8 protein-coding genes are annotated in these 7,368 nt (G+C 74.1%); 4 read left to right on the top strand and 4 right to left on the bottom strand.

Annotation, left to right across the window (positions count from 1 at the left end; all coding sequences use genetic code 11):
- From EAD98_RS06560 to EAD98_RS06570, 3 genes are all read right to left on the bottom strand, one after another.
- Positions 1 to 682: alpha/beta hydrolase (locus EAD98_RS06560; protein ID WP_121653156.1), on the bottom strand; the 682-nt coding region annotated here is incomplete at its 3' end.
- 99 nt (positions 683 to 781) lie between these two features.
- On the bottom strand, positions 782 to 1,444 hold the full coding sequence (locus tag EAD98_RS06565) for a response regulator transcription factor (RefSeq protein WP_121653157.1): 663 nt from the start codon (positions 1,442 to 1,444) through the stop codon (positions 782 to 784).
- On the bottom strand, positions 1,441 to 2,679 hold the full coding sequence (locus EAD98_RS06570; RefSeq protein ID WP_147457345.1) for a sensor histidine kinase: 1,239 nt from the start codon (positions 2,677 to 2,679) through the stop codon (positions 1,441 to 1,443). The genes EAD98_RS06565 and EAD98_RS06570 overlap by 4 nt, the downstream gene beginning before the upstream one ends.
- 155 nt (positions 2,680 to 2,834) lie before the next feature.
- Between EAD98_RS06570 and fabG the strand changes: the two genes are divergently transcribed.
- From fabG to EAD98_RS06590, 4 genes are all read left to right on the top strand, one after another.
- A complete protein-coding gene (gene fabG / locus EAD98_RS06575) occupies positions 2,835 to 3,539 on the top strand; it encodes a 3-oxoacyl-ACP reductase FabG (protein WP_121653159.1) in 705 nt (234 codons plus the stop codon).
- A gap of 36 nt (positions 3,540 to 3,575) precedes the next feature.
- Positions 3,576 to 4,343: an enoyl-ACP reductase FabI gene (gene fabI, locus EAD98_RS06580; protein WP_074312674.1), complete on the top strand. Its 768-nt coding sequence runs from the start codon at positions 3,576 to 3,578 to the stop codon at positions 4,341 to 4,343.
- 101 nt (positions 4,344 to 4,444) lie between these two features.
- A complete protein-coding gene (locus EAD98_RS06585; RefSeq protein ID WP_121653160.1) occupies positions 4,445 to 5,497 on the top strand; it encodes a ferrochelatase in 1,053 nt (350 codons plus the stop codon).
- Positions 5,490 to 6,269, top strand: a complete 780-nt coding sequence (locus EAD98_RS06590) for an HAD-IIA family hydrolase (protein ID WP_121653161.1) — start codon at positions 5,490 to 5,492, stop codon at positions 6,267 to 6,269. The genes EAD98_RS06585 and EAD98_RS06590 overlap by 8 nt, the downstream gene beginning before the upstream one ends.
- Positions 6,270 to 6,402: 133 nt before the next feature.
- Here the strand turns inward: EAD98_RS06590 and EAD98_RS06595 are convergent, their stop codons facing one another.
- The gene (locus EAD98_RS06595; protein WP_121653162.1) at positions 6,403 to 7,197 is read right to left on the bottom strand and encodes a hypothetical protein; all 795 of its coding nucleotides are present in this window, start codon (positions 7,195 to 7,197) and stop codon (positions 6,403 to 6,405) included.
- Positions 7,198 to 7,368: the final 171 nt, after the last annotated feature.

The raw sequence follows: 7,368 nt of genomic DNA on the forward strand, positions 1-7,368 counted from the left end.
CCGCCCAGAACCGCCGCCCGCCGCGCAGCTCGTCGGCGTGCTGCACCCCGGCGCCGATACCGCCGAGGCTGACCACGTCACCGACCTGCGGCGGGGCCTCCGCCGCGGCCAGCGACACCACCAGCGCCCCGTAGCTGTGCCCGATCAGGGTGATCGCCGCCCCGGGGCGACGCCCGGCGAGCTCCCGCAGCAGTGCCGCCAGGCCGTCGGCGCCCCGTCGGGCACTGGCGCCGGTGGCGGCGGTCAACACCCCGTCGGGCGGGTCGTAGCCGAGCCACGCCAGCACCGCGACCCGCCCCGCCGGGTCGGCCTCCCGCAGCTCCCGGTACAGCTGCCCGGCCTGCTGCGCCGGCGCCCGGCGCGCCACCCCGCCCAGCCCCCGGTCGAAGTCGGCCAGCGTGCTGCCGACCCCGGGCACCAGCACCGCGATCCGGTCCGCGTCGGCCAGGTCGCCGAGCACCTCGACGGCACGGCCGTCGCCGCGCGGGTCGAACGTCAGGAACCGGCGTCCGTCGGCCGCCCAGTCCGCGTACGGCGGGCCGGCCGCGCGCATCGCCGCCGCCGTGACGGGGTACGCCTCGACGAACCCGGCCGCCGCCACGGGATCGGGTCGGGTCGGCAGGACCAGGTTCACGCCGAGCAGCGCGGTCAGCGCCAGACGGCCGGCACCTCGTCGTCGCATCGTGTTCTCCCTCCGGAATGTCGTCCGGAGGGAGGGTGCGCCGGTGGGTGGCGCTCGCGCGTCGTCCCGGGGGGCCGTTGCCGGGCTGGCTCCGCGGAGCTACTCGCCCGCGGCGACCAGACCCGTCTCGTACGCCAGCACCACGGCCTGGGCGCGGTCCCGCAGCCCGAGTTTGGCCAGGATCCGCCCGACGTGCGTCTTGACCGTCTGCTCGGCAACCACCAGGTCGCCGGCGATCTCCGTGTTGTTGCGACCCCGGGCGATGAGCCGCAGCACCTCGGTCTCCCGAGGAGTGAGCGCGGCCAGGTCGGTGGGGCGGGGTCGGCGACGGTCCGGGCGGGCGGCGAACTCGGCGATCAGCCGGCGGGTGACCGCCGGGGCGAGCAGTGCGTCGCCGGCCGCCACCACCCGCACCGCCTGCACCAGGTCGGCCGCCGGGGCGTCCTTGAGCAGGAAGCCGCTGGCCCCCGCGCGCAGCGCCTCGTACACGTAGTCGTCCAGGTCGAAGGTGGTCAGGATGAGCACCCGGGGGCGTTGCGCGGACCGGTCGCCGAGCAGCTTGCGGGTGGCGGCCAGCCCGTCCAGCACCGGCATCCGCACGTCCATCAGCACCACGTCCGGGTCGAGCCGGCGGGTGGCGGCGACGGCCTGCGCGCCGTCGGCGGCGTCACCGACCACCAGCAGGTCCGGCTGGGCGGCGAGGAGCGCGCCGAAGCCCTGCCGCACCATCGCCTGGTCGTCCGCGATCAGCACCTTGATCATCGGTCCCCGCCCTCCGCCTCGTACGGCAGCTCGGCCACCACCGCGTAACCCCCGTCGGGCAGTGGCCCGGCGGTGAACGTACCGCCGAGCGAGACGGCGCGCTCCCGCATGCCGGTCAGTCCGTGCCCGGCGTCGGTCTCGGCGCCCGGCCGGGCGTCGGTCGCGTCGGGCGGGGCGTTCTGCACGCGTACCGCCAGGGTGGTCGCAGCGGCGCGGACGGTGACCCGCACCGCGGCGCCGGGCGCGTGCCGGGCCGCGTTGGCCAGCCCTTCCTGCACGATCCGGTACGCGGCCAGCCCGACCGGCGCGGGCACCTGCCCGTCGTCCGCCGGTCCGGCGTCCAGGGTCACCGGCAGCCCGGCCCGGCGTGCCGCGTCGACCATCGCGTCCAGGTCGGTCAGGTCGGGCTGCGGCGCGGTCTGCGGCCCGGTCGTCTCGCTGCGCAGCACCCCCAGCAGTCGCCGCATGTCGGTCAGGGCGTCGCGGGCCGAGGCGGCGATGGCGACGAATTCCGCGGCCGCCGGCGCCGGCACGTCGGTCAGCCGGTACGGGGCGGTCTCCGCCTGCACGGCGATTAGCGACATGTGGTGGGCCACGACGTCGTGCAGCTCCCGGGCGATCCGGGTGCGCTCCTCCAGCACCGCGCGGCGTTCGTGCTCCCGCTCGCTCAGCTCGGTCTGCGCGGCCAGCGCGCGCCGGGACAGCCGGTTGCGTCGGATCAGGTCGCCGACGATCGCCAGCGCGCCGAGCAGCGCCAGGACGGCGGCCCGGTGCTCGGCGCGCACCAGCGTGAGCACCGGCACCGCGGTGATCGCCACCACCCAGGCCAGCACCGGCCGGTCGACCCGCGCGACGACCACCGCGACCACCGCGATCGACCCGAGCGCCAGCGGCGGGGTCCACGGGCCGGGCATGTCGGCGGGCGCGTTGAACGTGCACACCAGCAGGGCCAGCACCGTCAGCCGCCAGGCCAGCAGTGGACGCCGGGGCAGCGCCAGCAGCGGCGCCACGGTCATCACCGCGAACAGCACCGCGATCGGCGTCGGCAGGCCCCAGTCGCTCTCCACGGCGACGGTGATCCAGAAGAGGCCGAGCGCGGCGAGCAGCCCGACCGGGGCGGCGTACCGGGCCAGCCTGGGCCAGCGGGCCAGCAGCGGTCGACCGGGCGGGGTGTCCGGGCCCAGCAGGGTCTGTCGTAGGGCCGCAAGGGCCGCGGCGATCGGTTGCCGGTTCACCACCGGGAGGCTACGGGCCGGCACCTCCGTGGGGCGTCCCACCAGGGGTTGACCCCGGTGTCGTACCGCAGTGTGACGCGACTCCCGTTAGCGCTTACCTACCGGTAACGCCTAGGCTCCGACGCGTCCGTGCTGACCGTTCGCAAGGGGGAATCGTGGCCCGTACCGTGCTGGTGACCGGGGGTAACCGGGGAATCGGCCTGGCCATCGCGCAGGCCTTCGCCAAGCAGGGCGACCGGGTGGCGGTGACCCACCGCAGCGGGGACGCCCCCGAGGGGCTGTTCGGGGTGCGGGCCGACGTCACCGACGCGGCCTCGGTCGACGCCGCGTTCACCGCCGTCGAGGCCGAGCTGGGGCCGGTCGAGGTGCTGGTCTCCAACGCCGGCATCACCGACGACACGCTGCTGCTGCGGATGTCCGAGGAGCAGTTCACCGGGGTGCTGGACACCAACCTCACCGGCGCGTTCCGGTGCGCCAAGCGGGCCTCCGGCAAGATGCTCCGGGCCCGGTGGGGTCGCATGATCTTCGTCTCGTCGGTGGTCGCCCTCTCCGGCGGCGCCGGTCAGGTCAACTACGCCGCCAGCAAGGCCGGCCTGGTCGGCGTGGCCCGCTCGATCACCCGCGAGCTGGGCAGCCGCAACATCACCGCGAACGTGGTGGCGCCGGGCTTCATCGACACCGACATGACCGCCGTCCTGACCGAGGACCGCAAGGCGGAGATCCGCAAGTCCATCCCGGCCGGCCGGATGGCCAGCCCGGACGAGGTCGCCGCGGTGGTCACCTGGCTGGCCGGGGACACCGCCGGATACATCTCCGGCGCCGTGATCCCGGTCGACGGTGGCCTCGGCATGGGCCACTGACCAGCGCTTCTCGACAACGTACGGAGGAATTCCCGGATGTCCGGACTGCTCGCCGGTAAGCGGCTGCTCGTCACCGGTGTCATCACCGACGCCTCGATCGCCTTCTCGGTGGCGAAGCTCGCCCAGGAGAACGGCGCCCAGGTCGTGCTCACCGGCTACGGCCGGCTCTCCCTGGTCGAGCGGATCGCCAAGCGGCTGCCCGAGCCCGCCCCGGTGATCGAGGTGGACGTGACCAACACCGAGCACCTGGCCAACCTCGCCGACCGGGTCCGCGAGCACGTCGACGGGCTCGACGGCGTCGTGCACTCGATCGGGTTCGCCCCGCAGAGCTGCCTGGGCGGCGGTTTCCTCGACGCCCCCTGGGAGGACGTGGCGACCGCGCTGCACGTCTCCACCTTCTCGTACAAGTCGCTGGCCATGGCGGCGCTGCCGCTGATGTCCGCCGGCGGCGCGGTGGTCGGCCTGACCTTCGACGCGACGAAGGCGTGGCCGGTGTACGACTGGATGGGCGTGGCGAAGGCCGGTCTGGAGTCGGCGTCCCGCTACCTGGCGCTGCACCTGGGCAAGCAGGGCATCCGCAGCAACCTGGTCGCCGCCGGGCCGCTGCGCACCATCGCCGCGAAGTCGATCCCCGGCTTCGACCAGTTCGAGGACGCCTGGACCGAGCGCGCCCCGCTGGGCTGGAGCCTCACCGACCAGGAGCCCGCCGCCCGGGCCTGCCTGGCGCTGCTGTCCGACTGGTTCCCGGCGACCACCGGCGAGATCGTGCACGTCGACGGCGGCTACCACGCCATCGGCGCCTGACGTACCCCGGCGGCGCCCCGAGGGGCCGTCCCGTGTGATCTGTGCGGGTCGGACCAGGGGGCGTCGCCGGGCGGTTCCGGCCGTGGGGCAAGAATGGACCCATGGCGTACGACGCGGTGGTGCTGGTGTCCTTCGGTGGGCCGGAGCGGCCCGAGGACGTGATGCCGTTCCTGCAGAACGTGACCCGGGGCCGGGGCGTGCCGCCCGAGCGGCTGGCCGAGGTCGCCGAGCACTACCAGCACTTCGGCGGGGTGTCCCCGATCAACCAGCAGTGCCGTGACCTGCTGGCCGCCGTGCGCGCCGACTTCGCCGCACACGGTCTCGACCTGCCCGTCTACTGGGGCAACCGCAACTGGGACCCGCTGCTCGCGGACACCGTGACCCGGATGCGCGACGACGGCGTCACCCGGGCGCTCGCGTTCGTCACCAGCGCGTACGGCGGCTACTCGTCCTGCCGGCAGTACCAGGAGGACATCGCCGCCGCCCGGGCCGCGGTCGGCCCGGACGCCCCGGTGATCGAGAAGCTGCGCCAGTTCTGGGACCATCCCGGCTTCGTCGAGCCGCACGTCGACGCGGTCCGGGCCGCCCTGGGTCAGCTCGACCCGGCGAAGCGGGACACCACCCGGCTGGTCTTCACCGCTCACTCCATCCCCAGCTCGATGGCGGCCAACGCCGGCCCGCACGGCGGCCGGTACGAGGCGCAGCTGCACGAGACCGCCCGGCTGGTGGCCGCGGCCGCCGCCCCCGACCTGCCGTACGACCTCGTCTGGCAGAGCCGCTCCGGCCCGCCGCAGGTGCCGTGGCTGGAGCCGGACATCAACGACCATCTGGCGACCCTCGCCGAGAGCGGCACCACCGGGGTGGTGGTCAGCCCGATCGGGTTCGTCTCCGACCACCTGGAGGTGGTGTGGGACCTGGACACCGAGGCGCTGGAGACGGCCAAGCAGCTCGGTCTGGAATTCGTCCGGGCCGACACCCCGGGCATCGACCCGCGTTTCGTGGCCATGGTGCGTGAGCTGGTCACCGAGCGGACCGATCCGGACGGCGCGCAGCTGCGCCGCCGCCTGGGCGAGCTGCCGATGTGGGACACCTGCCCCACCGTGTGCTGCGTGCCGACCCGTCGTCCGACGCCTGCCGGAGGCACCGATGCATGACCGTAAGCCCGTGCAGAGCTGGCTGACCGACATGGACGGCGTGCTCGTGCACGAGGGCCAGCCGGTGCCCGGAGCGCCGGAGTTCATCAACCGGCTGCGCTCGTCCGGCAAGCCGTTCCTGGTGCTGACCAACAACTCGATCTACACCCCGCGCGATCTGACCGCCCGGCTGAGCCGGATGGGGCTGGACGTTCCGGAGGAGTCGATCTGGTCCTCGGCGCTGGCCACCGGCCAGTTCCTGGCGGACCAGCGGCCCGGCGGCACCGCGTACGTGATCGGGGAGGCCGGACTGACCACGGCGCTGCACGCGGTCGGCTACGTGCTCACCGATTTCGCCCCGGACTACGTGGTGCTCGGCGAGACCCGCACCTACAGCTTCGAGGCGATCACCAAGGCGGTCCGGTTGATCAACGACGGGGCCCGGTTCATCTGCACCAACCCCGACGTCACCGGCCCGTCGGTGGAGGGCGCGCTGCCGGCCGCCGGCTCCGTCGCCGCCATGATCTCCAAGGCGACCGGGGTCGAGCCGTACTTCGTCGGCAAGCCGAACCCGATGATGATGCGCTCGGCGCTGAACACCATCAACGCGCACTCGGAGAGCACCGCGATGATCGGCGACCGGATGGACACCGACATCCTGTGCGGTCTGGAGGCCGGGCTGGAGACCATCCTGGTGCTCACCGGGATCAGCAGCCGCACCGAGGCGGAGCGCTACCCGTACCGCCCGTCCCGGATCGTCAACTCCGTGGCGGATCTGCTCGACGAAGTGTGACCGGCCGGTTTCGGCGGCCCGCTGCCAGGTGTCGGTGCTGACGGCGAGCCACTCTGATCATCCAGACGAAGAACAGCATCTCGGCGGTGGCGAATATCAGAAAGACCGCGGTCTCGACCAAGGTTGCCTCCCGTCAGGGGCGCAGTGGGGCGTTGCAGGCGGCCACCAGCGCCTGCCGGCAGGCCGTCGTGAGCGGGCGGAGCGCGGCGTCGCGCTGCTGCGCCTCGTAGTTGTTGATCGCGCCACCGGGCGCGGCGTGCCCGGCCAGCGCGAGCACCCGGTCGAGCACCGCGGCGCGGGCGAAGAGCCGGCGGGCCCGCGGGTCGAAGCCGGGTGGCAGGTCGGTGGCGCCGTCCGGGCGGCGCAGCGCGGCCAGCGCCCCGGCCAGCTCGGGTCGCCACTGGGCGACGTCGAGGCGGGTCAGCGCGGCGGTCGTCTCGGCCAGCGCGGCGGCCAGCTCGGCCTCCGCCTCGGCGGCGCCGGGCAGCGACAGTGAGGCGGCGGGCGCGTTCGCCGGCAGCGGGTAGACCCGCCAGAGCACCGTCTCGAAACAGTCCCCGGAGCCGGAGGTGTGCGACCGGACCTGCGGGATCAACCCGAGCGAACCGGCCACCACCGCCTCACCGGCGACCAGCGCCGCACCGGCGAAGTCGCCGGGACCGGGCAGCCCCCGCGGGTCGCCCGGCGCGGGCAGCACCAGCCGGATCTCGTCCGGGGAGAGCTTGGCCAGGGTGGGCAGCGCGGCGCCCAGCGGGACGTCGGTCCAGGTGCCGGGGGCGTCCGCAACGAGGTGCTCCTCGTCGCCGGCGATGGCGTCGGCGACCTCGTCGTACGGCACCAACCCGGCGCGCCACGCGCGCACCCAGGCGACGAACCGGCTCGACCGGCGCGGCGTGAGTGTGGCCGCGCCCGTTGCGGGGGTGGACATGCCGAAAGGGTACGTGGTCATCACCGGCCGTGTCTCGACTGCCGCTCCGGCCGCCCGCCCTCCGCGTTGATCATGTAGTTGTGGTGGGTAATCACTGCTGGTTCATGACGATTTGCGAGGCACCACGACTCCAAGATCGGCGGGGGACGGCGGGGGAGAACGGGGGAGAGC

The sequence above is a fragment of the Micromonospora sp. CV4 genome, from assembly GCF_003667455.1.
GTDB lineage: Bacteria > Actinomycetota > Actinomycetes > Mycobacteriales > Micromonosporaceae > Micromonospora.

Coding starts and splice junctions, on each gene's coding strand:
- EAD98_RS06585 (WP_121653160.1), top strand. CDS start 4,445: ATGGCGTACGACGCGGTGGTGCTGGTGTCCTTCGGTGGGCCGGAGCGG.
- EAD98_RS06565 (WP_121653157.1), bottom strand. CDS start 1,444: ATGATCAAGGTGCTGATCGCGGACGACCAGGCGATGGTGCGGCAGGGC.
- EAD98_RS06590 (WP_121653161.1), top strand. CDS start 5,490: ATGCATGACCGTAAGCCCGTGCAGAGCTGGCTGACCGACATGGACGGC.
- fabI (WP_074312674.1), top strand. CDS start 3,576: ATGTCCGGACTGCTCGCCGGTAAGCGGCTGCTCGTCACCGGTGTCATC.
- EAD98_RS06595 (WP_121653162.1), bottom strand. CDS start 7,197: ATGTCCACCCCCGCAACGGGCGCGGCCACACTCACGCCGCGCCGGTCG.